The organism is Streptomyces sp. NPDC086787 (assembly GCF_044745865.1).
Classification (GTDB): Bacteria; Actinomycetota; Actinomycetes; order Streptomycetales; family Streptomycetaceae; genus Streptomyces.
Genome location: NZ_JBIVBC010000010.1, coordinates 158,981 through 183,893, shown reverse-complemented (window position 1 = coordinate 183,893; position 24,913 = coordinate 158,981). Strand labels below are relative to the sequence as shown.

General features: G+C 70.8%; 22 protein-coding genes. 13 read left to right on the top strand and 9 right to left on the bottom strand.

What is annotated here, in order from left to right; translation table 11 throughout:
- Positions 1-57 precede the first annotated feature (57 nt).
- A complete protein-coding gene (locus ACIPK3_RS23570; RefSeq protein ID WP_402572562.1) occupies positions 58-1,611 on the top strand; it encodes a phospholipase in 1,554 nt (517 codons plus the stop codon).
- Between the two features lie 91 nt (positions 1,612-1,702).
- On the opposite strand, the gene ACIPK3_RS23565 is transcribed toward ACIPK3_RS23570, so the two are convergent.
- Positions 1,703-3,247 carry an amino acid permease gene (locus ACIPK3_RS23565; protein ID WP_402572560.1) on the bottom strand — a complete coding sequence of 515 codons (1,545 nt, stop codon included), beginning with the start codon at positions 3,245-3,247 and terminating at the stop codon, positions 1,703-1,705.
- 373 nt (positions 3,248-3,620) lie between these two features.
- Here ACIPK3_RS23565 and ACIPK3_RS23560 point away from each other — a divergent pair, with 373 nt between their 5' ends.
- The 6 genes from ACIPK3_RS23560 (at position 3,621) to ACIPK3_RS23535 (ending at position 11,477) form a co-directional block, all read left to right on the top strand.
- Entirely contained in the window at positions 3,621-4,193 is a 573-nt protein-coding gene (locus ACIPK3_RS23560) for a hypothetical protein (protein WP_402572558.1), read from the top strand.
- Between the two features lie 212 nt (positions 4,194-4,405).
- Positions 4,406-5,770, top strand: coding sequence for an alkaline phosphatase (locus ACIPK3_RS23555; RefSeq protein WP_402572556.1), 1,365 nt, complete (start codon positions 4,406-4,408; stop codon positions 5,768-5,770).
- A 112-nt stretch (positions 5,771-5,882) separates the two neighbouring features.
- On the top strand, positions 5,883-6,125 hold the full coding sequence (locus tag ACIPK3_RS23550) for a hypothetical protein (protein ID WP_402572555.1): 243 nt from the start codon (positions 5,883-5,885) through the stop codon (positions 6,123-6,125).
- A gap of 76 nt (positions 6,126-6,201) precedes the next feature.
- Positions 6,202-8,154: an FUSC family protein gene (locus ACIPK3_RS23545; protein WP_402572553.1), complete on the top strand. Its 1,953-nt coding sequence runs from the start codon at positions 6,202-6,204 to the stop codon at positions 8,152-8,154.
- Positions 8,155-8,250: 96 nt separating this feature from the next.
- Positions 8,251-10,689 (top strand): SpoIIE family protein phosphatase, encoded by a 2,439-nt coding sequence (locus tag ACIPK3_RS23540; RefSeq protein WP_402572551.1) that lies wholly within the window; start codon positions 8,251-8,253, stop codon positions 10,687-10,689.
- A 146-nt stretch (positions 10,690-10,835) separates the two neighbouring features.
- On the top strand, positions 10,836-11,477 hold the full coding sequence (locus ACIPK3_RS23535) for a cyclase (RefSeq protein ID WP_402572549.1): 642 nt from the start codon (positions 10,836-10,838) through the stop codon (positions 11,475-11,477).
- 36 nt (positions 11,478-11,513) lie between these two features.
- Here the strand turns inward: ACIPK3_RS23535 and ACIPK3_RS23530 are convergent, their stop codons facing one another.
- From ACIPK3_RS23530 to ACIPK3_RS23520, 3 genes are all read right to left on the bottom strand, one after another.
- On the bottom strand, positions 11,514-13,910 hold the full coding sequence (locus ACIPK3_RS23530) for a glycoside hydrolase family 65 protein (protein WP_402572547.1): 2,397 nt from the start codon (positions 13,908-13,910) through the stop codon (positions 11,514-11,516).
- Positions 13,907-14,650, bottom strand: coding sequence for an HAD family hydrolase (locus tag ACIPK3_RS23525; RefSeq protein ID WP_402572546.1), 744 nt, complete (start codon positions 14,648-14,650; stop codon positions 13,907-13,909). Before ACIPK3_RS23525 ends, ACIPK3_RS23530 begins: the two co-directional genes overlap by 4 nt.
- Before the next feature lie 188 nt (positions 14,651-14,838).
- On the bottom strand, positions 14,839-15,423 hold the full coding sequence (locus ACIPK3_RS23520; RefSeq protein WP_402572544.1) for a hypothetical protein: 585 nt from the start codon (positions 15,421-15,423) through the stop codon (positions 14,839-14,841).
- A 235-nt stretch (positions 15,424-15,658) separates the two neighbouring features.
- Here ACIPK3_RS23520 and ACIPK3_RS23515 point away from each other — a divergent pair, with 235 nt between their 5' ends.
- Positions 15,659-16,117, top strand: a complete 459-nt coding sequence (locus ACIPK3_RS23515) for an SRPBCC family protein (RefSeq protein ID WP_402572542.1) — start codon at positions 15,659-15,661, stop codon at positions 16,115-16,117.
- Between the two features lie 58 nt (positions 16,118-16,175).
- Positions 16,176-16,964 carry a hypothetical protein gene (locus ACIPK3_RS23510; protein ID WP_402572541.1) on the top strand — a complete coding sequence of 263 codons (789 nt, stop codon included), beginning with the start codon at positions 16,176-16,178 and terminating at the stop codon, positions 16,962-16,964.
- Between the two features lie 16 nt (positions 16,965-16,980).
- Here the strand turns inward: ACIPK3_RS23510 and ACIPK3_RS23505 are convergent, their stop codons facing one another.
- From ACIPK3_RS23505 to ACIPK3_RS23485, 5 genes are all read right to left on the bottom strand, one after another.
- A complete protein-coding gene (locus ACIPK3_RS23505) occupies positions 16,981-17,175 on the bottom strand; it encodes a hypothetical protein (RefSeq protein WP_402572540.1) in 195 nt (64 codons plus the stop codon).
- Between the two features lie 81 nt (positions 17,176-17,256).
- Positions 17,257-19,065 carry a serine/threonine-protein kinase gene (locus ACIPK3_RS23500; protein ID WP_402572538.1) on the bottom strand — a complete coding sequence of 603 codons (1,809 nt, stop codon included), beginning with the start codon at positions 19,063-19,065 and terminating at the stop codon, positions 17,257-17,259.
- Positions 19,066-19,227: 162 nt separating this feature from the next.
- Entirely contained in the window at positions 19,228-19,860 is a 633-nt protein-coding gene (locus tag ACIPK3_RS23495; protein ID WP_402572536.1) for a histidine phosphatase family protein, read from the bottom strand.
- Between the two features lie 210 nt (positions 19,861-20,070).
- Positions 20,071-21,264, bottom strand: coding sequence for a PP2C family protein-serine/threonine phosphatase (locus ACIPK3_RS23490; RefSeq protein ID WP_402572535.1), 1,194 nt, complete (start codon positions 21,262-21,264; stop codon positions 20,071-20,073).
- Positions 21,261-22,847 (bottom strand): ATP-binding protein, encoded by a 1,587-nt coding sequence (locus ACIPK3_RS23485; RefSeq protein ID WP_402572534.1) that lies wholly within the window; start codon positions 22,845-22,847, stop codon positions 21,261-21,263. The genes ACIPK3_RS23490 and ACIPK3_RS23485 overlap by 4 nt, the downstream gene beginning before the upstream one ends.
- Before the next feature lie 176 nt (positions 22,848-23,023).
- On the opposite strand from ACIPK3_RS23485, the gene ACIPK3_RS23480 reads away from it, so the two are divergent.
- The 4 genes from ACIPK3_RS23480 (at position 23,024) to ACIPK3_RS23465 (ending at position 24,895) form a co-directional block, all read left to right on the top strand.
- Positions 23,024-23,452, top strand: coding sequence for a response regulator (locus ACIPK3_RS23480; RefSeq protein ID WP_402572533.1), 429 nt, complete (start codon positions 23,024-23,026; stop codon positions 23,450-23,452).
- A 55-nt stretch (positions 23,453-23,507) separates the two neighbouring features.
- Positions 23,508-23,864, top strand: coding sequence for a PRC-barrel domain-containing protein (locus tag ACIPK3_RS23475; RefSeq protein WP_402572531.1), 357 nt, complete (start codon positions 23,508-23,510; stop codon positions 23,862-23,864).
- 25 nt (positions 23,865-23,889) lie between these two features.
- Positions 23,890-24,063: a hypothetical protein gene (locus tag ACIPK3_RS23470; protein WP_402572529.1), complete on the top strand. Its 174-nt coding sequence runs from the start codon at positions 23,890-23,892 to the stop codon at positions 24,061-24,063.
- Between the two features lie 103 nt (positions 24,064-24,166).
- Positions 24,167-24,895 (top strand): SDR family oxidoreductase, encoded by a 729-nt coding sequence (locus ACIPK3_RS23465; RefSeq protein ID WP_402572527.1) that lies wholly within the window; start codon positions 24,167-24,169, stop codon positions 24,893-24,895.
- Positions 24,896-24,913: the final 18 nt, after the last annotated feature.

Genomic DNA, 24,913 nt, shown 5'->3' with positions numbered 1-24,913 from the left:
TTGGCCCGTACCCGGACCCGCCGTTTACACCGTCTCGCGGGAACCGCGGCACTCACCGTGCTCATAGGTTCCGCGCTGCCCGCCGTACCCGCCGCGGCCGAGTCGCCGACGCCGCACCTCGACAACGTCGAACGGACCCTGCGGGAGGTCTCTCCGGGCCTGGAGGGACAGGCCTGGGAGCGGACCGGGCAGAACTCGCTCGACACGGGTGGCGGTGACGCGTCCGACTGGCTGCTGCCCACCCCGGCCTGCTGGGGGGATCCCGCCTGCGCGAACCGCCCCGGCACCCAGAAACTGCTCGCCAGGATGCGGAACAACATCGCCTCGGCCACCGGCACCGTCGACATCTCGACGCTCGCGCCGTTCCCCGACGGTGCGTTCCAGGACGCGATCGTCGCGGGCCTCAAGGAGTCGGTCGCCCGGGGCCACAGGCTCAAGGTGCGCGTCCTGGTGGGCGCCGCGCCGATCTACCACCTGAACGTGGTGCCGTCGAAGTACCGCGACGCACTGCGCGGCGCGCTCGGTGACGCGGCCGACGACGTGACGCTGAACGTCGCGTCGATGACGACGTCGAAGACCGGGTTCTCCTGGAACCACTCCAAGCTGCTCGTGGTGGACGGCCGGTCGGTGATCACCGGTGGCATCAACAACTGGAAGAACGACTACCTCGACACCAGCCACCCCGTCTCGGACGTCGACCTGGCCCTCACCGGGCCCGCGGCACGCTCCGCGACCCGGTACCTGGACCAGTTGTGGTCCTGGACGTGCCAGAACCGGAGCAACGCGCTCAAGGTCTGGTTCGCCTCGTCGCAGGGCGCCGGCTGCATGTCCTCGCTGGAGGGCGACGCGGCGCCCGCGGTCGCGAGCGGGGACGTTCCGGTGATCGCCGTGGGCGGGCTGGGGGTAGGTATCAAGGACGTCGACCCGACGTCGCCGTACCGGCCAGTACTGCCGACCGCGTCCGACACCAAGTGCGTGGTCGGCGTCCACGACTACACCAACTCGGACCGTGACTACGACACGGTGAACCCCGAGGAGAGCGCCCTGCGGGCGCTCGTAGGCTCCGCGAAGGACCACGTGGAGATCTCGCAGCAGGACATGAACGCCACGTGTCCGCCGCTGCCGCGCTACGACATCCGTCTCTACGACACGCTCGCGGCGCGGATGGCCGACGGCGTCAAGGTGCGCATCGTGGTCAGCGACCCCGCCAACCGCGGTGCCGTGGGATCCGGCGGCTACTCGCAGATCAAGTCGCTGGACGAGATCAGTGAGGTGCTCGGCAAGCGGCTCGAACTCGTCACCGGCGACCGGACCAAGGCCCGGGCGGCGATGTGCGCCAACCTGCAGCTGGCCGCCGGCCGTTACTCGGACAGTGCCACCTGGTCCGACGGCAAGCCGTACGCCCAGCACCACAAGCTGGTCTCGGTGGACGGATCGGCCTTCTATCTCGGCTCGAAGAACCTGTACCCGTCCTGGCTCCAGGACTTCGGCTACATCGTGGAGAGCCCCGCGGCGGCCGGTCAGCTCAAGTCGGAACTGCTCGACCCGCAGTGGAACTACTCCAAGGCGACGGCCACCTACGATTACGCGCGCGGCGTCTGCCCGAAGTGAAGTAGACACGAAGAGTGACGTAGGCGCGAGGAGGGGCGGTCCGGGTGTGCGGACCGCCCCTCCTCGCGTCAGGTCTCGCGTCGGGCGTGGGTCAGAACTCCAGCTCGTGCTCGATCGCGGCCAGTTCCTCCGCGGTGCCCTGCACCTTCGGGCCGGTGAACCAGTTGCGTGCCGACACCAGCCACCACACTCCGGCGAAGCCGAGGACGACGAGGACGGCGAGCGGGGTGTAGTTGAAGTTCTTGCTGGTGACCGGGCTCGTCGTGGGCAGCATGAACAGGACGGTGATGATCAGCGTCCAGGCGACGGCGATGATGCCGACGGGCCGGCTCCAGCGGCCGAGGTGCCAGGGGCCGCGTTCGAAGCGGTCGCCCTGGAGCAGCCGCAGGAAGACGGGCATGACGTAGGCGATGTACAGGCCGATCACGGCGATCGAGGTGACGGCCGCGTACGCGGTGGCGTTCCACAGGTAGGGCAGGCCGAGGACGAAGGCGCCGCCGGCCGCGAGCCAGACCGCGTTGGTGGGGGTCTTGGTCCGCTTGTTGATGCGGTGCCAGTACTTCGAGCCGGGCAGCGCGCCGTCCCGGGAGAAGGCGTAGATCATGCGGGAGTTGGCGGTGACCGAGGACATGCCGCAGAAGAACTGGGCGCCGATGGCTATGAGCAGCAGGAGCTTGCCGCCGGTCTCGCCGAGGGCGTCGATGAAGATCTGCGCCGGGGGAACGCCGGTCGAGCTGGACAGGGCGCCGTCGTAGCTCTGGATGGCGAAGGTGATGCCGAGCAGCAGGATCCAGCCGGCGACGAGGGAGACCACGATCGACATCACGATGCCGCGCGGTCCGGCCTTGGCCGCGTCGTGGGTCTCCTCGGTCATGTGGGCCGAGGCGTCGTAACCGGTGAAGGTGTACTGGGCGAGCAGCAGGCCGAGGAGGCCGACGTAGAGACCGGAGTGCCAGCCGGTGCCGTTGACGAAGTGGGTGAAGACGAAGTCCGCGGACTGGTGCTTGGCCGGGAAGATCACCAGGGCGCCGACGATGACCAGGACGCCGAGGATGTGCCACCAGACGCTGACGTTGCCGAGGATGGAGACGAGTCGGACGCCGAAGGTGTTGAGCGCGCCGTGCACGGCCAGCACTATGCCGAAGAGCAGGATGGTGTGTCCGGGCGTGGCGGAGAAGCCGAACTGGAGGTCGAGCAGGGCGTTGAGGAAGGAGGCCGCGCCGAAGTCGATGCCGGCGGTGACCGCCACCTGGCCGAGGAAGTTGAACCAGCCGGTGAACCAGGCCCAGGCCGCGCCGTGGGAAGGCGCCAGTTTGGCCGCCCAGTAGTAAAGGCCGCCGGCCGTGGGGTAACTGGAACAGACCTCGGCCATGGCCAGGCCCACGAACAGGGTCATGACGCCGACCAGCGGCCAGCCCCAGGTGATCATCGCAGGGCCGCCGGTGACCATGCCGAAGCCGTAGAGCGTCAGGCAGCCGGAGAGGACGGAGATGATGGTGAACGAGATGGCGAAGTTCGAGAACGCCGACATCGAGCGGGCCAGTTCCTGGGCATAGCCAAGTTCGTGGAGGCGTTGCGCGTCTGCGGACAGCGCTCCCTCGCGCTGCGGTTCCGTCACTGAGTTGTCTGTGGACATGCCGGGCCTCCTCGGGCTCGGGGGCACAGCCGGCGTATCCGACGCACCGCTCCCCCACCTGAATCAAAGGTTTGGTGCGATACCTTTACAACCGGCGCCACAGAGCGCAAGGGTCTTACGTTAAACAGCGGTTACGAAACGGATTCGGCGTGGCCGAGGTGAGGCGGCCTTCCGCCGCTACCGGTGCCCGGACGGCACGATGCACACCACGAGCCGTTCACGGGCGGGCAGCGCTGATCATGGACACACCGCGCATGGGCGTTCTCCTTCGCAACGCGGCGAGCTCGGCACGTTCGTCGGTAGTCAGCCGGATCTTGGAACGCGAACGCACACGACGGCGTAGAGCCCCACGCGGTCAAACGGATGATCCTACTTGCTCGGCCTGCAGGACACTCCGGTCACCTTCACCGGTGGTCGTGTCTCCGGGAACACCGCCGCCGGGACCGCGCCGAAGGGCGGTGGCATCTACCTGGGGTCGAGCGTCGGGGGGACTCCCGCGCTGAACCTCAACGGCACCACCCTCTCCGGCAACCAGACCGTCGGGGAACAGGGGCAGGGCGCCGGCATCTTCGACAACAGCAGCTCCCACAGCCTGAACATCAGCAACGCGACGATCGCCCAGAACCTCACATCCGGCGACTTCTCGACGGGCACCGCGATCTACCGCACCGGAAGCGCCACGTCACCCCTGAACATCAGCGCGACCACCATCGACGGCAACAGGGCCACCGGCGCCGCCTCGCAAGTGGCCGGCGTCTACAACCTCGGCGCCGGTGCCACGTTCACGAACACCGCCATCACCAACAACAGGGCACCCGACTTCCCGGCTCCGGGCGGGCTGTACACCGACAGCCCGATCGCCGACGGCGGCGGTAACTCCGTCACCGGCAACGCACCCACCAACTGCACCTTCAGCCCGGTCGTCCCCGGTTTCTGCTCCCCGTGAGCGAGTGCGGGCAGAACGCCCCATGACCTTCCGGCTCACCGGCGAACACCCGGACGGGCACACTGCCTTCGACGGATTTCAGACGCTCCCCCGTGTCATGTTCCGGCTACGCCAAGTGGACCAGTCGTTTACTCGCCCTTTACCGGGACCTGGTGATCTGGTGCGCGTTGAACACAGTTCGCGCACACCGTGCGTCAGGAGGAGTCATATCCATGCCCAACCTCACCCGCCGTCACCTCATCGCGGCCACCGCCCTGGTGGCCGCGACCACGGCCACCGTGGCCGTCACGACCGCCGCCGGTGCCTTCGACACCACGTGGGAGGCGAAGGACGCGATCAAGGGCGGGAAGGCGAAGAACGTCATCCTCCTCATCGGTGACGGCATGGGTGACTCGGAGATCACCCTCGCCCGGGACTACACCGTCGGTGCGAACGGCCGCCTGGACATGGACCGGCTCCCGCTGACCGGCGCCTACACCACGTACGCGGTGCACGCCGACGGCACCCCGGACTACGTCACCGACTCCGCCGCCAGCGGCACCGGCTGGGCGACCGGTGTGAAGACGGTCAACGGCCGAATCTCCAAGACGCCCGGCAGCGACAAGGCCGTTCGCACCCTGCTGGAGCTGGCCCAGAAGAACGGCTACGCCACCGGCAGCGTCACCACCGCCGAACTCACCGACGCCACGCCCGCCGTGCTCGCCTCCCACGTCACCGACCGCTCCTGCCAGGGCCCGGCCGACATGGCCAAGTGCCCGGCCGACACCGTCGCCAAGGGCGGTCCCGGCTCGATCGCCGAGCAGTCCGTCAACCACAAGGTCGACGTCCTCATGGGCGGCGGCAAGCAACGCTTCGACCAGCAGGTCACCGCCGGCCGGTTCAAGGGCCTCAGCGTCACTCAGCAGGCGCAGACGATGGGCTACCAGATCGTCACGGACAGCGCGGGCCTGGGTCGGGTCAAGGCGGGCAAGCCGGTGCTCGGCCTGTTCGCCTCCGGCAACGTGCCGGTGGAGTGGACCGGCAAGCCGGCCGCGGTCGGCGGCACGGACCCGCAGCGGTGCGTCACCTCCAACCCGAGCCGTCCCGCCACCACGCCGAGCCTCGCCGACTCCGCCACCAAGGCGATCCAGCTGCTGGAGGCCAAGCAGAAGCAGAAGCACTCCAAGCAGGGCTTCTTCCTCCAGATCGAGGGCGCCTCGATCGACAAGCAGGACCACGCCGCCGACCCCTGCGGCCAGATCGGCGAGACCGCCGCCTTCGACCGTGCGGTCAAGGTCGCCCGCGCCTACGCGGCCAAGCACCCCGACACCCTGGTCGTCACCACCGCGGACCACGGCCACACCAGCCAGATCGTCCCGCTGGAGGCCACGCCTCCGGGCCTGTCCTCCACCCTGGTCACCAACGAGGGCCAGCAGCTGAAGGTCAACTACTCCACCAACACGCCCGGCCAGTCCCAGGAGCACACCGGCACCCAGGTCCGGATCGCCGCCCAGGGCCCGCAGGCGTACCGGGTGCTCGGCGTCACCAACCAGACCGACCTGTTCACCACCATCCGGGAAGCGCTGCGCCTGCGCTGAACGGAGGCGCAGCTCACTCCTCAGGGCCGGAATCAGGACACGGGGCACACCGTTGACCCGGACAGTGGCCGGCCGGCGTGACCGCCGGCCGGCCACTGAGGAGGAGCGCGCCATGGGTGCCTCGGACACGAATTCGGACAGGGTCTCGGACACGGCTCCGGTCACGACTCCGGTCACGGCGGACAGCGCCGCCCTGGCGCGCCATGCGCGGTTCGGCGCGCTGCCGGAGCGGATACGTCCCGAGGACATGGTCGCGGACAAGCCCGCGCTGCCGAGGGATCCGACGGGAGACTCCTACGATCCCGCGGGCATGTGGTCCCACTACTCGTGCGTGGCCCTGGACCTCGGCCTTTAACGCCCTCCCGGCGCGTTCGGCACGTTCGGCGGACACGCGCGTGCACATCGTCCGGCACGGCCGGACAATGGCCGAGATGATCAGCGGGCCGGCTCGAAGAAGAGTGCTGTGCCGGGCGGTCCAGACCACGATCGCCGCCAGTGCGGGGTTCTACCTGTGCCTCTACGGCCTGGACGAGCCCGTGGCGGCGCTCTACTCCCTGTTCGCGGCGATCGCCCTGGGGCCGCTGTCACCCATCTCCGGATCCGGCCGGCAGCGGGCGGGCGCGGTGATGCGCGCGCTGCCGGCCGGGCTGCTGCTCGTCGTGCTCGGCACCGTGCTGGCCGTGAGCACCTGGGCCGCCGTGGCCGGCATGCTGGTCGTCGGTTTCGCACTGGGCTTCGCCGCCGTGGGCAGCCCGCGCAGCGCGGCAACCGCGCCGGGCCTCCAGTTGTTCTACATCCTCGCCTGTTTCCCGCCGTACGCCCCGCAGACCCTGTGGGCTCGGCTCGCAGGGGCGGCCCTGGGCGGCCTGTCACTCGCCGCCTGCAACGCGTTCCTCTTCCCCGACCCACCGGACCGCGGTTACCGGGCGCGGCTGGCCGACGCCCTGGAGACCGCCGCCGAGGCCGCGCGAGGCGACGTACCCCTTTCGTGCCTGCGCGACCGGGCCGAGGACCTGCGGCTGTCGCAGGTGCCGCCGGGCGAGCGCCCGACGGGGCCCGGACGCGCCGACCGGGCTCTCTCCCAGGCCGGCTCGGCCGCCCGCCGTCTCCTGGAGACGCTGACCGAGCTGTCGCACGCGCGGGCGCGCGGTGCCGTACCGGACGACGGCGAGCCCTGCGAGGACCTGCTCGCGTGCGTCGCGGACTACGCCGCGGATGCCGCCCGGGCCCTGCGGACCGGTGGCGCTGCCCCCTCGGTCGCGCGGCTGGAGGCGGTGGCGAACCACGTCCAGACGGACCGGATCCGCCGTGCCACACCGCCGCGGCGGCTGGACCTCGCGGTGATGCGGAGGCAGTCGCTGGTCCTGCAACTCGCGGCTGCGATGTGGGTCCTCGTCACCGCCCTGGGCATCGCGGAGCGCCGTGCCACCAGGCGGCCGCCCGAAGGCGACGTGTTCTGGTACGCCGACCTGCCCGCCTACGGGCTGTGGGCGCGCCGCATCGCGGGAAATCTCACCGGGCGGTCCGTGTGGTTCCAGAACGCGGTACGGGTGGCGCTGGGACTCGCCGCGGCCCGTCTCGTCGCGGGCACGCTCGACCTCGCCCATGGCTTCTGGGTACTGCTCGCGGTACTGACCCTGGGACGCACCACGGTGGGCGCGACCTGGGGAGCGGTCCGCCAGGCACTGGCCGGCACCCTGGCGGGGGCCGCCGCGGCCGGGGTCCTCATCCTCACGCTGGGCCAGCACGTGGACATCTACGCGGCACTGCTGGTGCCCGCCATGCTGGTGGCCTTCGTGCTCGGCCCGCTCCTCGGGATCGGCTACGCGCAGGGGCTGTTCACCCTGCTGGTGGCTGTGGTGTTCGCCCAGGTCGCGCCGGTGGACTGGCAGCTGTCCGAGGTACGGCTGTTCGACGTCCTCACCGGCAGCTGCATCGGACTGCTCTGCGGCCTGCTGGCCTGGCCGGCCGGTGGCCGCCGCGAGGTGCGCCGCACGATGGCGGAACTGCTGCGGGCCTGCGGGACACTGCTCCCGACCACCGCGGACCTGGTGACGAACCCGGCACCGGGGCAGCTGTGCACCGTACCCACCCTGCCGGTGGAGCGCCGGCTACGGCTCGCCGAGGCGGCATACGCGCAGTACCGCACGGAACCGACCACGGCCGAGGCCCCACCACACGCCGACTGGCTGACGGTGCTCGTCCTGGCGCACCAGACCCTGCACGGCTCGCATCAACTGCTGCACTTCGACCTGGCGGGGGAAGACCTGTCACGGGAGCACGCTCCCGGAGCGCCCGTGCTCGTCGACCTCGACGTCTGGCTCACCACCGTGGCCCAGCAGCTCGACCGGATCGCCTCGTCGCTGCCGCCGTGCCCCCGATGACACGGCGGCGACCCCGCACACGACCTCACGGACGCGTGCGGTTGTGACCCGTCTTCCGGCACGGGATCCTGAGGGAGCACGAAGGGAAGCGGTGTCATGGATCGTTTTCCGAAGGCCGCCGATGTCGATTTCCACAGTCCCGTGGACCCCTCCAAGGCCGCCATCGCCGTGCTGGACGACGACGGGCGCGTCACCGGGTGGGGGCCCTCGGCCCAGCGTCTGCTCGGACACACCGCCGAGGAGATGCTAGGCCGTCCTGCCGTCCAGCTGCTGGCGACGGTCTCGGGACAGCGGCCGGCCGCCCTCTGCAAGGCGCACCGGACCCGCAGTACCGTCCTCGACCTTCGCCACCGGGACGGCCACACGCTTCGCGCGGCCGTGACGTTCAGCCCGCTGTCGCGGCAGGGCGGCGACGCGGTCGTGGTGGTGGCGGCCGACCTCGGGGCGCTGCGCAGCTGGGAGGCGCAGCTGGCGCTGCTCCAGGAGCTGAACACCGAGTCGCCCATGGGCCTGACGATGTACGACACCGAGATGCGCGTCGTCTGGGGGAACACCTCCACCGAGCTGGAGCTCGGGGGGATCGCGCCGTACATCGGTCAGCCCGCCGCGGCGCTCTTCCCGGAGGGCGAGTTCATCACCCGGCATCACCCGCCGACCGAGGAGGAGGTGATGGAGCAGGTGCTGTCCACGGGGGAACCCATCATCGGCATGCACTACCGGGGGCGGGCTCCCGCCGACCCGGTGCGCGAGCACGTCTGGTCCTGCTCCTACTACCGGATGGTGGACGCCCGTGGCGAGCCGCTGGGGCTGTTCGAGGAGTCGGTGGACATCACCGACCGCTACCGCGCCCAGGAACGGCTGTCGCTGCTGGTGCGGGCGGGCAAGCGCATCGGTGCCTCGCTGGACGTGCGCCGTACGGCGGCGGAGCTGGCGGACGTGGCCGTTCCGCAGCTCGCCGACGAGGTGCTGGTGGACCTGCCGCCCGCGGTCTTCGAGGGACGTCAGCCGCCGACGGGGTCGGCGCCGGGCCACAGTCTGCTGCGGATGCACGGGCGCGGTCCGGAGGAGTTCCGGACCAGCCCCGTCTCCTATCCCCCGTCCTCGCCGCAGGCGATGAGCCTGGCCACCGGCCGCTCCGTCGTCGACACCGCCCCGCGCGAGGGAGTGGGCGACGCGGGGTCCGCCGCGCACTCCAGTCTGTTCGTCCCGCTGCTCGCCCGCGGCGCCGTGCTGGGCCTCGCCACGTTCCGGCGCAGCGTCAACCCCGACCCCTTCGGTTCCGAGGAGCAGACGCTCGCCGTGGAGCTGGCCGAGCGGGCCGCCGTGGGCATCGACAACGCCCGGCGCTACGCCCGCGAGCACGGGGCGGCCCTGGTGCTCCAGCGCAGTCTGCTGCCGCAGCACATGCCGGAGCAGAGCGCGGTCGACGTGGCCTACCGCTATCTGCCCGCGGACAGCCGGGTGGGCGTGGGGGGCGACTGGTTCGACGTGATCCCGCTGTCCGGTGCCCGGGTGGGGCTGACCGTCGGTGACGTGGTGGGGCACGGTGTGCACGCGGCGGCAGCGATGGGCAGGCTGCGGGCCACCGTGCGGACCCTGGCCCAGCTGGACCTCGACCCGGCCGAGCTGCTCACCCGGCTGGACGACCTGGTGGCACAGGGGTCGGAGTCCGCCGCGGACGACGAACTGGACGGCGAGGCGCTCGGGGTGACCTGCCTGTACGCGATCTACGACCCGATCAGCGGCCGGTGCGTCTGGTCCAGCGCGGGCCATCCCCCGCCGATCGTGTCCGACGCGGGCGGTTCGGTGGCCCTGTCGGCGGTGGCGCCGGGTCCACCGCTGGGGCTGGGCGGACTGCCGTACGAGAACGTCGAACTGGAGCTGCCCAGCGGCAGTGTGGTGGCGATCTTCACCGATGGTGTCGTGGAGGGCCGGGGCCAGGACATCGACGCCGGAATCGACCGTCTGACCCAGGTGCTGACCTGGCAGCGCTCCCCGCTGGAGGAGCTGTGCGACCGGGCGCTGTCCGTGCTGCCGCCCGGGCCGCAGGCGGACGACGCCGCGCTGCTGCTCGTGCGCACCCGGCGGCTCGACTCCGACCGGGTGGTGGACCTGGAGCTGCCGCCCGATCCGGCCATGGTGACCCGGGCACGCACGCTCACCGAGCGTCAGCTGGAGACCTGGGGGCTGTGCGAGCTGTCGTTCACGGCCGCTCTCGTGGTGAGCGAGCTGGTCACCAACGCCATCCGGTATGCCGCCGGGCCCGTGGTGCTGAGGCTGATCCGGGACCGTCAGCTGTTGTGCGAGGTCTCCGACGGCGCACACACCGCGCCGCACCTGCGGCGGGCGCGACGGGACGACGAGGGGGGTCGTGGGCTGTTCCTTGTCGCCCAGCTGTCCCAGCGCTGGGGCACTCGGTACACGGCCTCGGGGAAGACGATCTGGGCCGGGCTGGCGCTCCCCGAGGCGCCCGCGGACGCGCGGTCCGGGGCGGTCCGCTCCGACGGCGTGGGTCGCGACGCCGTCGCGGGCTGACGCGCCGGGCCGCACGTCCGGATGCCCGCCGGCGTACTCGAAGGTTCATAGCCCTGTACATCACACACCTGCGGTGCTGTCATGCACGCGACAGACATGTTCTCGTGACGCCCCCCGAACCTCCCCCACTCCCCAGGAGAACGCTCATGAGCCCGAGAACCTCCTTCTTACGCGTCCCGGTCGCACTGGCCGGCGGTCTGGCGCTGGCCGCGCTGTCGATGGGCCCCGCGTCGGCGGCCGACGCCAGCATCAACTTCGCCTGCCAGGCCAAGCCGCCCATCGGCTCGGCGCAGACGTTCACCCTCGCCGCCGGTGTCAACGCCACCGCTCCGGCCACGGTCGCCTCCGGCAGCTCCTTCTCCGTCTCGCTGGCCACCCAGCAGATGACCGTGCCCGGCTCGGTGAGCGGATACACCGTCAAGTCCATCAAGAACATCGTGCTCAAGGCCCCGGTTCCGGCCAACGCGACACTGACCGGTACGACCCTGTCCGGCGGCTCCGGCATCGGTTCCGGGACCCCCACCGTCGCGGTGAGCGGGGGCCAGATCGTCATGACGGTGCCCGGCCCGATCAACGGTGGCGCCAGCTTCACGCTGCCCACGCTGAACCTCGCGCTGACGGCCGGGGCGTCCGGCTCCGTCGTCAGCACCCAGCTCGCGGGCAGCAGCTACAGCAGCCCCGGCCTCACCTTCACCGCGACCGTGCCGATCCTGTTCACCAACATCAGCGTGCCGACCTCCTGCTACCCCTCGCCCAACCCGGTGCTCAGCTCCACGTCCATCATCTGATCACGGCGGTCAGGCGGGAACGCCGGGCGGGGCGCGCTACTCCTGAGGCGCTCCGCCCGGCTCCCCCTCGCCGGGCAGGCCCACCGGGCGGCGGCCCCGGGGCTGCTGCGGCTCGGGGCGGGCGGGCACCGGGGGCACCGGGCGGTCCACCGGAGCCTGCGTCGTCACGGTCAGCGGCTCCCCGTGGTGCATCACCTCCAGCGGCTCGCCCTCCACCAGGGTGTAGCGCGCGCCGGACGGTCCGATGTCCACCTTCAGCCGCCGCCCGCGCACCGTCACCGTGAACGCCACCCTGGACAGCGCTTCCGGCAACCGGGGCGTGAAGGCCAACCGGTCCGGCCTGCCCTCGTCGCCCAGTTGTCGGCGCAGCCCCCCGAAGCCGATGACCAGCGCGATCCAGGTACCGGCGAGCGAGGCGATGTGCAGCCCGTCGCGGGTGTTGTGCTCCAGGTCCTCCAGGTCCATCAGCGCGGCCTCGCTGAGGTACGCGTAGGCCAGCCGCAGATGCCCGGTCTCGGCGGCCAGTACGGCCTGGCAGCACGCCGACAGCGAGGAGTCGCGGACGGTCAGCGCCTCGTAGTAGGCGAAGTTCCGGCTCTTCTGCTCGTCGGTGAACTCGTACGGGCACGCCAGCATCGCGAGCACCACGTCGGCCTGCTTCACGACCTGCTTGCGGTACAGATCGAAGTACGGGTAGTGCAGCAGCAGCGGGTAGTTCTCGGGCGGCGTCGCGTCGAAGTCCCAGTGCTGGAAGCGGGTGAACCCGGCCGACTGCTCATGGACGGCCAGGCTCTCGTTGTACGGCAGCGCCATACGGCTCGCGGCGTCCCGCCAGGCGGCGGCCTCCTCGTCGTCGACACCGAGTTCCTCGGCCCGGTCGGGATGGCGGGTGGCCACGTCGGCGGCGGCCAGCAGGTTCTGCCGGGCCATCAGGTTGGTGTACAGGTTGTCCCGGGCGATGGCGCTGTACTCGTCGGGTCCGGTCACTCCGTCGATGTGGAAGACGCCCTCCGCGTCGTGGTGACCGAGAGACCGCCACAACCGGGCGGTGTCCACGAGGAGTTCCAGCCCCTCGCCGCGCTCGAAGTCCCCGTCCGCGGTGACCATGACGTAGCGGACCGCGGCCATGGCGATGTCCGAGTTCACATGGAAGGCCGCGGTCCCGGCCGGCCAGTAGGCGGAGCACTCGGCGCCGGTGATGGTCCGCCAGGGGAACGTCGCCCCCTCCAGGCCCAGTTGGCAGGCGCGCTCCCGGGCGGCCGGCAGGGTGTGGTGCCGCCACTTGAGTACGGGAGCGACGGTCCCCGGAGCGGTGAAGCTGAGGACCGGCAGGACGTAGGACTCCGTGTCCCAGAAGCAGTGGCCGTCGTAGCCGGTGCCGGTCAGTCCCTTCGCGGGGATCGCCCGCCCCTCCCCCCGGGCCGCCGCCTGGAGCACATGGAACAGGGCGAAGCGCACCCCCTGCTGGATCTGTGCGTCGCCCTCCACCTCGACGTCCGCACCGGCCCAGAAGTCGTCCAGATAGGCCCGCTGTTCGGCGGCCAGTCCGTCCCAGCCGGTGCTGACCGCGGCCGCCACGGCCGCGTCGACCTGATCGTGGACCGCTGGCAGCGACCGCTCACCGGACCAGCCGTAGGCGACGAACTTGACCAGGCGCAGCCGCTGTCCGGGCGCCAGGTCCGCGGTCACGGTCAGCCGGCTGACGTCCGGTTCACTCTGTGCCGTCCACCGCGTCCCCTCCGGCCCCTCGATGAGGTGGTCGGCCGCCGCTCCCACGCGCAGCGCGCTGTGGTCGGTGCGGTGCACGAGCCGCAGCCGGGTCTCCTGCGCGAAGTCCTCCTCATGCGTCAGCGGAGACTCGATGGCCGCGGCCACCCGCGGGTCGCCCTGGGTACGCGGCATCTGCTGGTTGGCGACGAGTTCGGACTGCACGGCCACCGTGGCGGGCCCGTCCTCCGGCTCCACCTCATAGACCACCGCGGCCACCGCCCGCTGGGTGAAGGACACCAGCCGCCGCGAGGTGATGCGAACCGTCCGGCCGCCGGGAGTGGTCCAGCGGGCGGTGCGACTGAGCACACCGGAGCGGAAGTCCAGGACGCGCTCGTGCGACAGCAGCCGACCGTAGCGCAGGTCGCACGGGTGGTCGTCGACCAGCAGGCGCACGATCTTGCCGTCGGTGACGTTGATCATCGTCTCGCCGGACTCGGGATAGCCGTAGCCCGCTTCCGCGTACGGCAGGGGATGCCGCTCGTAGACGCCGTTGAGGTAGGAGCCGGGCAGTTCGTGGGGCTCGCCCTCGTCGAGGTTGCCGCGCCATCCGATGTGGCCGTTGGACAGGGCGAAGACGGACTCGCTCTGGGCGAGGACGTCGAGGTTCAGCTCGGTCTCGCGCAGGCACCACGGTTCGACCGTGAAACTCGGGTGAGTGATCACCGCGACTCCAGAAGTTCGGCGAGGTCGCGGACCACCACGTCGGCCCCGTGCGCCCGCAGCTGCTCGGCCTGGCCCACCCGGTCGACGCCCACGACCAGGCCGAACGCTCCGGCGCGCCCGGCCTCCACACCGGCCAGGGCGTCCTCGAACACGGCGGCCTCGCCGGGCGCCACATCCAGGGCCCGGGCCCCCTCCAAGTAGGTGTCCGGTGCGGGTTTTCCACGCAGGTGCCGCTCGTGCGCCACGACTCCGTCGATCCGCTCGTCGAACAGGTCCTCGATCCCGGCCGCGACGAGGACGTCCCGGCAGTTGGCGCTGGACGACACGACCGCGCACCGCAGCCCGGCCTCCCGTACGGCGTGGACGAACGTGACCGAACCCTCGTAGGGCTGCACGCCCTGCTCGCGGATGCGGCTCAGCACCAGGTTGTTCTTGCGATTGCCCAGCCCGTTCACGGTCTCGGCCTCCGGCGGGTCGTCCGTGGTGCCCTCGGGCAACTCGATCCCGCGCGCGCCGAGGAAGGTCCGCACCCCGTCCTCACGGGGGCGGCCGTCCACGTATTCGTCGTAGTCCTCGACCGCGTCGAAGGGCACGAACTCGGTTCCCTCGCGTGCCGCGCGCTCGCGGAGGTAACCGTCGAACATCTCCTTCCAGGCGGCCGCATGCACCTTCGCGGTCCGGGTGAGCACCCCGTCGAGGTCGAACAGGCAGACGCGTACGTGATCAGGAAGCCCCAGCATGCCGTCGAGGCTAGGAGCGTCCGGCGGGCGGCGGCGGCGGGACACCGTCCGGCGCGCCGCAAGGAACCCGCACGGCCGAGAGGCCCGGGCTCCATCCGGAGCAACTCGGGGCCGTGCGGGTTCACCGGAGGCGCCACGCGGCCCCCGAAGCCGGGTGACGGGGCTTCGGGGGCCGGTGGTGCGGAGCGTCAGCCGCGCAGGCGGTAGCTGTACGCGAAGCCGGACGGGTTGCACACGTTCAGCTGGTTGGAGGCCTGGTCGTAGGTCCAGCCGGAGGGAATGGCGCACGCCCACAGGCCGTTCACGGGGGTGCGCAGGTGGTAGCTGTACCCGAAGCCGGACGGGTTGCACACGTTCAGCTGGTTGGAGACGCGGTCATACGTGAGGTTGCCATTGGGAACGTAGCAGGCCCAGATATTGTCCTGGCCGGCACGCATCCGATAGCTGTTCGCGAATCCCGACGAGTTGCAGACATTGAGCTGATTGCTCGCCTGGTCGTAGGTGTAACCGGGCGTGACATAGCACACCCAAATATTGTCCTGGGGCAACCGTAAATGATAGTAGGAGCGGAATCCCGAGCCACACGTATTCAGCTGGCTCGCCACCCTGTCATAGGTGTATCCAGAAGGAATCGAGCAGGCCCACGTGTTGTCCAGGCTGGTCTGACCGGTCTCCGCGGCGGTGGCCGTGAAGCCTCCGGACAATCCAAGGAGCAGTGCGACGACGGCTGACGCGCGTATTCCCGCGCGCGCCAGAGAGCGGAGCAATCCCATGTGAACGAGTCTCCTTTTCGGATGGCGGCGCGAACCACTCGCGCCACTGTCGCCGCCGGGGACACTACTCGAATTGCTTCGGAGCAACAGAGACGTATTTCGGCCTTGGAATTGTGTGTCGGCGGCGCCGCCGGGGATGTGGCGCGATTCGCCTCGCGGGCTGTCCGCCGGTCCCCTAGAGTCGCGGTGCCGCTACAGCGCGGCGGGTTGCGGGTTCGACCGGTCGGGAGTGCTCATGTCAGGACAGTTCGAGGCGACGGCCGAGATCGACCGGCCCATGGACGAGGTGTTCGCCTTCCTCGCCGACGGGCGCAACGACCCCGAGTTCAGCCCCCGGGTGCTCAGGATCGAGCGGGTCCCCGACGCTCCGACCGCCGTTGGGACGGTCTTCCGGAGCACGGTCAAGGACGCCGGGATGAAGACCGCCAGGGAGTTCCGCATCACCGAGTTCCAGGCGCCGACGCGGATCCGCTGGACCGAGGTGTCCAAGAACAGCGTGACGGTCCGCGAGGGCGGCTACGACCTGGAGCCGACGGGCGACGGCCGGACGTTGGTCCGTATCTTCAACGTCCTGGACGGCCACGGGCTCGGCAGACTCCTCGTCGGTCTGGCGCTCGCCGCGGCCCGCAAGGACTCGGACGCGTTCGGCGCCCGGATCAAGCGGGCGGCCGAGGTGGCGATCCCGCCACGCTGACACCGCCCCGGGGGGCCCACGAGTGGCCACGGGCGCGCCGCGTGCCCACGCTGGACGAGTGAGCGGTACGGCATCCGCGCCGACGGTCTCCGGCCTGAACCGGCTCCTGGGGAGTCCGGTCGCCGGGATGGCTCCGTGGATCGTCTTCTCCCTGCTGGCCGGCCCGGGCCGGTTCGAGATCGCGGTCGCGTTGGCCCTGGCCTGCTCCCTCGCCCTGGTCCTCGGCGGCCGGCTCGTCGGCCGGGGCGGCTCGTGGAAGCTTCTCGAACTGTCCGACCTGGCGTTCTTCTCCGGGATGGCGGTACTGGGCGCGCTGGCCGACGACAGCACGCTGCGCTGGCTGGAGACCTACGCCGGGGAGGTGTCCAACATCGCCCTCGTCCTGATCGCCTTCGGCTCCATGGCGGCCGGGGCTCCGTTCACTCTTCCCTACGCCCGCGAACGGGTCGATCCGGCCCACTGGGGCACGCCCGCGTTCCTGCGCGCCAACCAGGTCGTCACCGGGGTGTGGGGAGCCGCGTTCCTGGTGGCGGCGATCTCGGGGGGCTACGGCATCCTCGTCCTGCACAACCCCAACAACCTCTGGACCGGCTGGATCATCCAGGCCCTGGCCATCGTCGCGGCCGCCCGCTTCACCGAGTGGTATCCCGAGGCCGTCCGGGCCCGCGCCCGGCGCGACAGCGGCCGGCCCGGAGCCGGGCCGCCCCCGCTGTCCGCCCTGTTGCTGCCGCTCGCCGGGCTGCTCATCCCGGCGGGAATCGCGGTCCTCGTCCTCGACAGCGTGTGGTGGCTGGGTGTGCTCCTGATCATGGCCGGCACGCTCCTGACCACCGCGCTGCGCACCTGACATACGGCCCGTACGGCTACAGGTCCGGTGACGGGAGCCGGACGACCAGCTCCGCCGCGAAGTGCCGGGCCTGGGCGCCCCAGTCGTGATCGGTCGTCCCGAAGTGCTGGAGCACCTCGAGCAGCTCATGCGCCTCGGACAGGGTCAGCAACGGCAGCCGCAGCTCCGTCGCCTCCGGCAGGTCGTACTCACCGACCACAACGTCATCCATACTCCAGGAAACCGCCGCCCCGGCACGGGGTTACGGGTGGCCTCGCCAACTCCGGGCAATGACCGGGCCAAGACATGGCATTCATGAACGGTCCGCGGAGAACGTCGTGCAGTTGGGGCCGTAGATCCGCCCGTCCAGATGGCCGGGCGTGGCCGTGTCGTAGGAGCCCTGGAGGTCGACGGTCAGCCAGCCGGACGGCTGGTTGATCCACTGTGTGGCACGCAGGGTCAGCACGCCGCCCTCGACCGTGCCGCTCATCGCGAACGAGCCGCGCGGCACCTGCGGGTTGGAGGGCGCCGGATAGAACGCGAACACGGCGTCGGCGCTGCCGTCGTAGTGCTGCTCGATGGTCAGGACCAGACCTGTGATGCCCTGGTTGCACACATAGCTGCCGTTCCACTGGCCCGACAGGTCGGTCACGTCCGCGGGGGGCGAGGACGGTGTCTCCTCGGGGCTCGGGCTGTCCTCGGGCGTGGGGCTGTACTCCGGGGTCGGGCTGTCCTCCGGCGCCGGGGAGTCGGCGGGCGAGGACGGACTGCTGAGCGGTGTCGGGGTGCCGTCGTACGACGACGAGCCCGACGACGAGTCCCTGGAGTCCGGGCCGCCCAGTCGCGCCTGCGCCTGCCACGCCACCAGCCCGATGGCCAGCACCGCGGCGAGCGCGGACCCGATCACGACCGCGCGCCGTCTGCCGGGGCGGTGACGGGGTGCTCCGGTGCTGGGCCATCCCGGCACCGGAGTGGGCAGTGAACCGTGGTGGAAGGTCCCGGCCACCGGGGTGGCGGCCCCGCCTGCACCGCCGCCGAGCGTCCCCGGCGCCATCGCGGTCGGTGTGTAGGCGGGCGGCGGGGTCGCCGGGACGGGTGGCCCGGTCATGGTGGGAGCCCTGTGGGGCGGCACGGGGGGCACGGCGGGTCCCGGAGCCGGCGGCGCACCCTCGGGTGGACGTCCGCCCGGCGCAGGCGTCTCCGCCGTTCCGGCGCCGTCCCGGGCCTCGCGCACGGTGGAGGCGACCAGCGGGGGGAGCCAGGACGCGTTCGTGAACAGCAGCGCCGTACGCGCCGCACCCGCCGCCTCCATCAGCTCGGACAGGAGCACCTCGACGGTGGGCCGGTCCCCGGGCCGCTTGGCCAGGCAGCGGGCGACCAGGCCACGGACCGACGCGGGCACCGCGTCCAGGTCGGGCTCGCCGTGGACGATGCGGTACATCAGTCCCTGGGCGGAGCCGGTACCGAAGGGCCCGGAGCCCGACGCGGTGAACGCGAGGACCGCGCCGAGCGCGAACACGTCACTGGCCGGTCCGACCCGCTCACCGGTGAGCTGCTCCGGCGACATGAACCCGGGCGTTCCGATGACCACTCCGGTGCGGGTGATCGCGCTCGCCTCGGTCGCCGTCGAGATGCCGAAGTCGATGACGCGCGGGCCGTCGGCGGCCAGCAGCACGTTGGACGGCTTGAGGTCGCGGTGGACGAGTCCCGCGGCGTGGATCGCCTCCAGCGCCTCGGCGAGCCCCGCCGCCAGCGTCGTCACCGGCCCGGTGTCCCAGGCACCGTGCCGGGCGACGGCGGTGTCCAGCGAGATGCCCGGAACATACGCGGTGGCCAGCCACGGCGGGTCGGCCTGTGGGTCCGCGTCCACCACGCCCGCCGTGAACACGCCGTTCACCCGGCGGGCGGCGGCGACCTCCCGCGCGAACCGCTGCCGGAACTCCCGGTCCTCGGCGAGTTCGGGCCGTACCACCTTCACTGCGACCGCACGGCCGCCCTTGGACCGGGCCAGATAGACCCGCCCCATTCCGCCGGCCCCCAGCCGGGCCACGACCCGGTAGGGCCCGACCTGCTCGGGATCTCCCGCCCCCAACGCGCGCAACGCCTCCATGTGACCCCCCAAGGTCTGCCACGTCTCCCCACGCAACGGAAACATCATGACGCCAGCAAGCGCTTGTGATGTTTCCGTCCTCAACAGACCTTGGAGGAAATAGCACGATTCAGGGGGCAGTCGAACAGAGTCACGGAAGTGTTCGGAAGTCCGTCTCGCTTCGCGGCGCGGCGGTCAGCTGACGGGGAGCATCTCCTGCGGGGGGACGGTCGCCGCCCGGGGAAGGAGCCAGCGCGGGTCCCGCTGGGCGGTGACGTCCTCACGCCGCACGTCCCACCAGCCGTTTCGCCAGGAGAAGGAGACCGCGGACAGGGGCGGCACGGTGAGGTGCCAGAACGACCTCGCGGAGGTGGCCAGGGCATGCACGAGCGCCGCCCGGACCACGGCCGCCTCGGTGATGGCCACCACGTCACCGGTGCCGCCCGCCAGGCTGGTCAGCCAGTCCCCGGTACGGCGACACAGTCCGCGCACGGACTCTCCTTCGTGGGGGGTGGCGTCCGGGTCCGTGAGCCAGGCGCTGAGCCCGTGCGGGTCGGTCGCGGCGATCCGGCCGATGGTCCGGCCGGCCCATCCGCCGATGACGAGGTCGCACAGCGCCGGTTCGGGCACCGCGGTCAGGCCGAGGGCGTCGGCGGTCTGCGCGCAGCGGACCGAGGGCGCCCGGACCACCAGTCCGTGGGCGGGGAGCGGGATGGCCGTGGCGCGTGCCGCGCGCAGCCCCCGCTCGGTCAGGGGGGCGTCGCCGAGGAACGGATCCAGGGTGGCGTCTCCGCCGGGCGCACACACGAACGTCAGGTGGATCGTCATGAGACGGACCTCCTTATTGGCCTTGTGGCCCGGCGCCTGCGGCGGGGCTGTCTGCCCCGGCAGCGGGTGCACGGCCGACGCCATGTCGTGCCCCGCGCGTTCCAGAATCGGTGGAAGCCGCCCGCCGCGGCATCCGGCGGATGTCCGGAACCCACCCGCCAGGTGGCCGAACCGTCCCCGCCGCCTGGCCGGGGCCGGCCCGTGGATCTCCTACGACATCGTGTGACCGTGAGTGACCGTGTTCCAGTCCAGGCGCAGGACGGCGAGGTCGTCGGTGTGGCGGTCGGCGTTGAGGGTGCGGGTCTCGGCGATGAGCCGGTCCAGATGGGCACCGGGCTCCGGGGCCCCGACGGCGTCGATGATGCGCAGCAGGCCGTCCACTCCGAGACGGTCGCCCTTGCTGCCCACATAGCCCTCGACGAGTCCGTCGGTGTAGGCGATGAGGGCGCCGCGGGCGGGCAGGGCGAGGGTGGTCCGCGGCCAGTGGCCCAGCCCTGGAGCGATGCCGAGCGCCATTCCGTGGGACGCGGTGACCTCCCGGGTTCCGTCGGGTGTCAGGAGGACGGGCTCGTGGTGGCCTGCCAGGTGCAGGGACAGGGTTCGTCCGGCGGGGTCCAGCGTGATCAGGGTGCAGGTGGCGAACAGGTCGCTGCCCGTACGTTCGGCGATGTGTATCCGTTCCAGCAGGTGGAGGAGTTCCTCGTCGCGATGGCCGCCGAGGGTCAGGGAACGCCAGGCGATGCGCAGGCAGACGCCCAGGGCGGCGGCGTCGGGCCCGTGGCCGCTGACGTCCCCGATGATGGCGTGGACCTGCCCGTCGTCGGTCTGTACGACATCGAGGAAGTCGCCGCCCAGCAGGGCCTGCGAGCGGCCCGGGTAGTAGCGGCTGGACACGCCGACGGCGGCCGAGGACAGCAGGGGCTCGGGCAGGAGTCCGCGCTCCAGGCGGGCGTTCTCCTCGGCCCGGAGCCGGCCGATCTGAAGGGCGGCGCTCGCCCGCTCGGCCTGCTTTCGCTGTACGGCGTAGCGGACGGCGCGTTGCAGCAGGTCGGGTTCGACCTTGCCCTTGACAAGGTAGTCCTGCGCGCCGACCGCGAGGGCGTCGACGCCCGCGCGGGGTTCGTCGAGGCCGGTCAGGACGATTATCGCGGCCTCGGTGCCCGTCTGGACGGCCCGCACCGTGTCCACTCCGGACGCGTCGGGCAGGTGCAGGTCGAGCAGGACGCAGTCGACGGCCTCCGCCTCGAGCGCCTTGCGGGCCTCGGCGGCCGTGCGGCAGCGGTCGAGGGTGTACGACAGGTCGGTGTCGTGGAGGAGTTCCTCGACCAGGAGTGCGTCTCCGTCGTCGTCCTCCACCAGCAAGACGTGGTACTGCTCTGCGCGCCCTGCGGTCTGGTCGATCACGGCTGTGTCTTTCTCTCCGGGGCCTCGGGGGCGGCCGCGGTGGCGGGAAGGGTGAACATGATGCGGGTGCCGAGCGTGTATTCCGGGTCGATCCTGATCGTGCCGTTGTGGAATTCCACCACTTTCTTGCACATCGCGAGGCCGATACCGGTTCCCGGGTAGGCGTCCTTGGTGTGCAACCGCTGGAAGAGGCTGAAGACCTTCTCCTGGAACTCCGGGGCGATGCCGATGCCGTTGTCGGTGACGGCGAACTCCCACGTGTCGCTGTCGGCGTCGCGTGCGACACCGATGTGGATGTGCGGCGACCGGTCGGGGCTGCGGAACTTGATGGAGTTCGACAGGAGGTTCTGCCAGAGCATGCTCAGCTGGGTGTTGTCCCCGACGATGGTGGGCAGCGGATCGTGGGTGATGTCGGCACCGCTCTCCTCGATGGCCACGCTCAGGGTGTCCAGGGTCCGCTCCACCACTCCTTCGAGGTCCACCGTCTGATGGTCGTTGTGGACGCGGCCGACCCGGGAGAAGGCCAGAAGGTCGTTGATGAGCGCCTGCATGCGGTTGGCGCCGTCGACGGCGAAGGCGATGTACTGGTCGGCCCGCTCGTCCAGTTGGCTTCCGTAGCGCCGTTGCAGGAGCTGGGTGAAGCTGGAGACCTTGCGCAGCGGCTCCTGGAGGTCGTGCGAGGCGACGTAGGCGAACTGTTCCAGTTCCGAGTTGGACCGCTTCAGTTCCATCGCCTGCTCGTCGAGCAGGCTGCGGGACTCCTCGCTGAACTGGAGTTCCTCGACCAGGCGGCGGCGCATCGACTCCACGTCCGAGGCCAGCCTGCGCAGATCGGCGGGGCCGGTGCCGGTGATGGCGCGGTCGAAGTGGCCGTGCGCGACGTCGCGGGCGGCGGAGCCGAGCCGGCTGATCGGGCCGGTGATGCCGCGCCGCAGGCCTTCGAAGACGAGACCCGCCACCAGGAGGATGACTGCGGCGATGACGGCGAACATCCAGTTCCGCAGGGTCACGGCCTGGCTCAGTTCGTGACTGGCCGCGTTGCGCTCGCTGGTCAGATGGGTCTGCTGCCGGGCCATGGAGCGGCGCAGTGCGTCGAACGTGATCTTTCCCTCGTCGGCGCGTGCGCCGGCGAGGGCGACGGCGTTCTCGGAGGAGGACGCCGAGAGCGGACGGGCGAAGTGTTCCTGCCAGGTTCCGGCCAGCTTCTCCACGGCGGCCAGGTCGGCGACGGCGCTCGCGTCTTCCCGCAGGAGGGGGCGCAGACGCTGCAGGGCGGCCTTCTCGTCGGCGAGGCCCTTCTTGTACGGCTGGAGGAAGTCCGACTGGCCGGCGATCCCGTAGCCCCGGATTCCCGTCTCCTGGTTGACCAGGGCCGCTTCCAGCCGGATGGCCTGGATCAGGGCGGGCGAGCGGCGGTCCACGAGCTCGGTCGTGATCTGCGAGGTGCGCCACATGGCCCAGCCGCCGAGCGAGCCCAGCACCGCCAGTACGACCAGGGTGGTGGCGACTCCGACGCGCAGCCAGCGCCTTGTGGTCCACCGGGAGAACACACCGGCACTGTTGTCGGACGACTTGCTGTTCATCGCGGTCGCTGCTCCCCCTCTGCCACCTGGTCCGCGCCTCGGCGCACGGCATGCACACTGTACCCATGCTCTGACAACGCATGTTGTCCCTGCCGTGATCAACACCATAGGCTGGTGCCGACAGCGCACACCCACCGCCCGCTTTCCTCTCCACCGACCCCCGGAGCCCGTGACTCATGGCCGCCGCAACCCGCCCCCACGACGTGCTGCTGGTCGAGGACGACATCGCCGACGCGATGCTCATCCAGGACGCCCTGACCGGCCGCGGCACGCGCAACCTCACCCTGGTCTCCGACGGCATCGAGGCGCTGGACTACCTGCGCGATCCGGACAACGAGCGCCCCGACCTCATCGTGCTCGACCTGAACATGCCGCGCATGAACGGCCGTGAGTTCCTCGCCGTGGTGAAGGACGACGCCGACCTGCGCACGATTCCGGTCGTGGTGCTGACCACGTCCGCCGCCCCCGACGACGTCAGCGGCGCGTACCGTCACCACGCCAACGCGTATGTCACCAAGCCGGTGAACCTCGAGGAGTTCGAGGCCGCGGTGCGCAGCATCGACGCCTTCTACCTCGACGTCGCCGTCAAGCCTCCCAAGGAGTAGCCCGGCGGGGCTTCAGCCGGGCGGCGGGGGGTACCCGGTGCGGCGGAGGTGCCCGATGTTCGAGGCAGACGACATTCGCGAGTGGCGTGGCCACGGCGTGGTGGATCCCGGCGGACACAAGATCGGCGTTCTGGAGTCGGTCTACGTGGACACGGTGACCGATAAGCCGTTCTTCGCCACGGTGACCATGGGTCTGCCCACCCGCCGCCGCCTGGTGTTCGTACCGCTCACCGGCGCGACCGTCGGTCCGGACCGGCTGAAGGTCGCCTACGACAGGCACACGGTCAGGAAAGCCCCCGGGATCGCCACCGACGGCGAGCTTCCCGCGTCGGCGGAACCCGGGATCTTCGCCCACTACGAACTCGACTACGCGCAGGGAACCGGCGGCGAACGCCGCCTCGCCCGCCGCTGAGCCGCCGAAGCCACCGGGAGTGCTGATGAGTCTGTTTCTGTTCCTGGTCCTTGCGGCCGTCGTCCTGGGAATCATCGGCTTCGCCGCGCACGGACTGTTCTACCTGCTGATCATCGGCGCGGTGGTGCTGCTCGCCGACCTCGTCTACGCGGTGCTGCGCATACGGCACGGCCGCCGGTGGCACCGGGCCGCCCGCTGACCGCTGCGCGTACCCAGGGCATCCGAATTAGAGTGGTCTGCCGAGTGCCGTACGAGCGGCACCTCGGACGAAAGGCCCTGTCATTCGGACGAAAGGCCCTGTCATGAAGATCGCGGTCATGGGCGGCACGGGGTTGATCGGGTCACAGGTCGTCAAGGATCTGAACGCGGCCGGTCATGAGGCGGTACCCCACGGACAGTCCACCGGCATCGATGTGATCAGCGGCAAGGGGCTGGACGAGGCGGCGGCGGGGGTGGATGTCATCGTCAACCTGACGAACTCCCCGACCTTCGACGAAGCCTCCGCGGCCTTCTTCCAGACCTCCATGGACAATCTTCTGGCAGCCGGCCAGAAGGCAGGGGTCCGCCACTTCGTGATCCTCTCGATCGTCGGTGTGGACCAGGTGCCGGAGCTGGACTACTACCGGGCCAAGGCGCTCCAGGAGGACATTCTCAAGGCCGGGCCGATCCCCTACTCGATCGTCCGGGCCACCCAGTTCATGGAGTTCGTCGACGCGGTCATGTCCTGGACCACCGATGGCGACACCGTGCGGCTGCCCGCCACTCCGATCCAGCCGATCGCCGCCGCGGACGTGGCCGCCGCCGTCGCGGAGGTCGCCGCGGGCGCCCCGCTGGGAGGCGTCCGTGACATCGCGGGCCCCGACGTGTTCACCCTGGACGAGCTGGGCCGTTTCACCCTCTCCCGGCGCGCCGACGGACGCGGCGTCGTCACGGACCCCACCGCCGGGATGTTCGCCGCTGTGAAGGGCGATGTGCTCACGGACAGGAACGCCCGGCTGGCGCCGACCCACTACGCCGACTGGCTCTCCTGAGCGACCCCGCGTGGGCAC

Bases quoted from the DNA above. Each gene is read 5' to 3' on its own strand.
- ACIPK3_RS23565 (WP_402572560.1), bottom strand. From the start codon at position 3,247: ATGTCCACAGACAACTCAGTGACGGAACCGCAGCGCGAGGGAGCGCTG.
- ACIPK3_RS23555 (WP_402572556.1), top strand. From the start codon at position 4,406: ATGCCCAACCTCACCCGCCGTCACCTCATCGCGGCCACCGCCCTGGTG.
- ACIPK3_RS23550 (WP_402572555.1), top strand. From the start codon at position 5,883: ATGGGTGCCTCGGACACGAATTCGGACAGGGTCTCGGACACGGCTCCG.
- ACIPK3_RS23545 (WP_402572553.1), top strand. From the start codon at position 6,202: ATGATCAGCGGGCCGGCTCGAAGAAGAGTGCTGTGCCGGGCGGTCCAG.
- ACIPK3_RS23540 (WP_402572551.1), top strand. From the start codon at position 8,251: ATGGATCGTTTTCCGAAGGCCGCCGATGTCGATTTCCACAGTCCCGTG.
- ACIPK3_RS23535 (WP_402572549.1), top strand. From the start codon at position 10,836: ATGAGCCCGAGAACCTCCTTCTTACGCGTCCCGGTCGCACTGGCCGGC.
- ACIPK3_RS23525 (WP_402572546.1), bottom strand. From the start codon at position 14,650: ATGCTGGGGCTTCCTGATCACGTACGCGTCTGCCTGTTCGACCTCGAC.
- ACIPK3_RS23520 (WP_402572544.1), bottom strand. From the start codon at position 15,423: ATGGGATTGCTCCGCTCTCTGGCGCGCGCGGGAATACGCGCGTCAGCC.
- ACIPK3_RS23515 (WP_402572542.1), top strand. From the start codon at position 15,659: ATGTCAGGACAGTTCGAGGCGACGGCCGAGATCGACCGGCCCATGGAC.
- ACIPK3_RS23505 (WP_402572540.1), bottom strand. From the start codon at position 17,175: ATGGATGACGTTGTGGTCGGTGAGTACGACCTGCCGGAGGCGACGGAG.
- ACIPK3_RS23495 (WP_402572536.1), bottom strand. From the start codon at position 19,860: ATGACGATCCACCTGACGTTCGTGTGTGCGCCCGGCGGAGACGCCACC.
- ACIPK3_RS23485 (WP_402572534.1), bottom strand. From the start codon at position 22,847: ATGAACAGCAAGTCGTCCGACAACAGTGCCGGTGTGTTCTCCCGGTGG.
- ACIPK3_RS23480 (WP_402572533.1), top strand. From the start codon at position 23,024: ATGGCCGCCGCAACCCGCCCCCACGACGTGCTGCTGGTCGAGGACGAC.
- ACIPK3_RS23475 (WP_402572531.1), top strand. From the start codon at position 23,508: ATGTTCGAGGCAGACGACATTCGCGAGTGGCGTGGCCACGGCGTGGTG.
- ACIPK3_RS23470 (WP_402572529.1), top strand. From the start codon at position 23,890: ATGAGTCTGTTTCTGTTCCTGGTCCTTGCGGCCGTCGTCCTGGGAATC.
- ACIPK3_RS23465 (WP_402572527.1), top strand. From the start codon at position 24,167: ATGAAGATCGCGGTCATGGGCGGCACGGGGTTGATCGGGTCACAGGTC.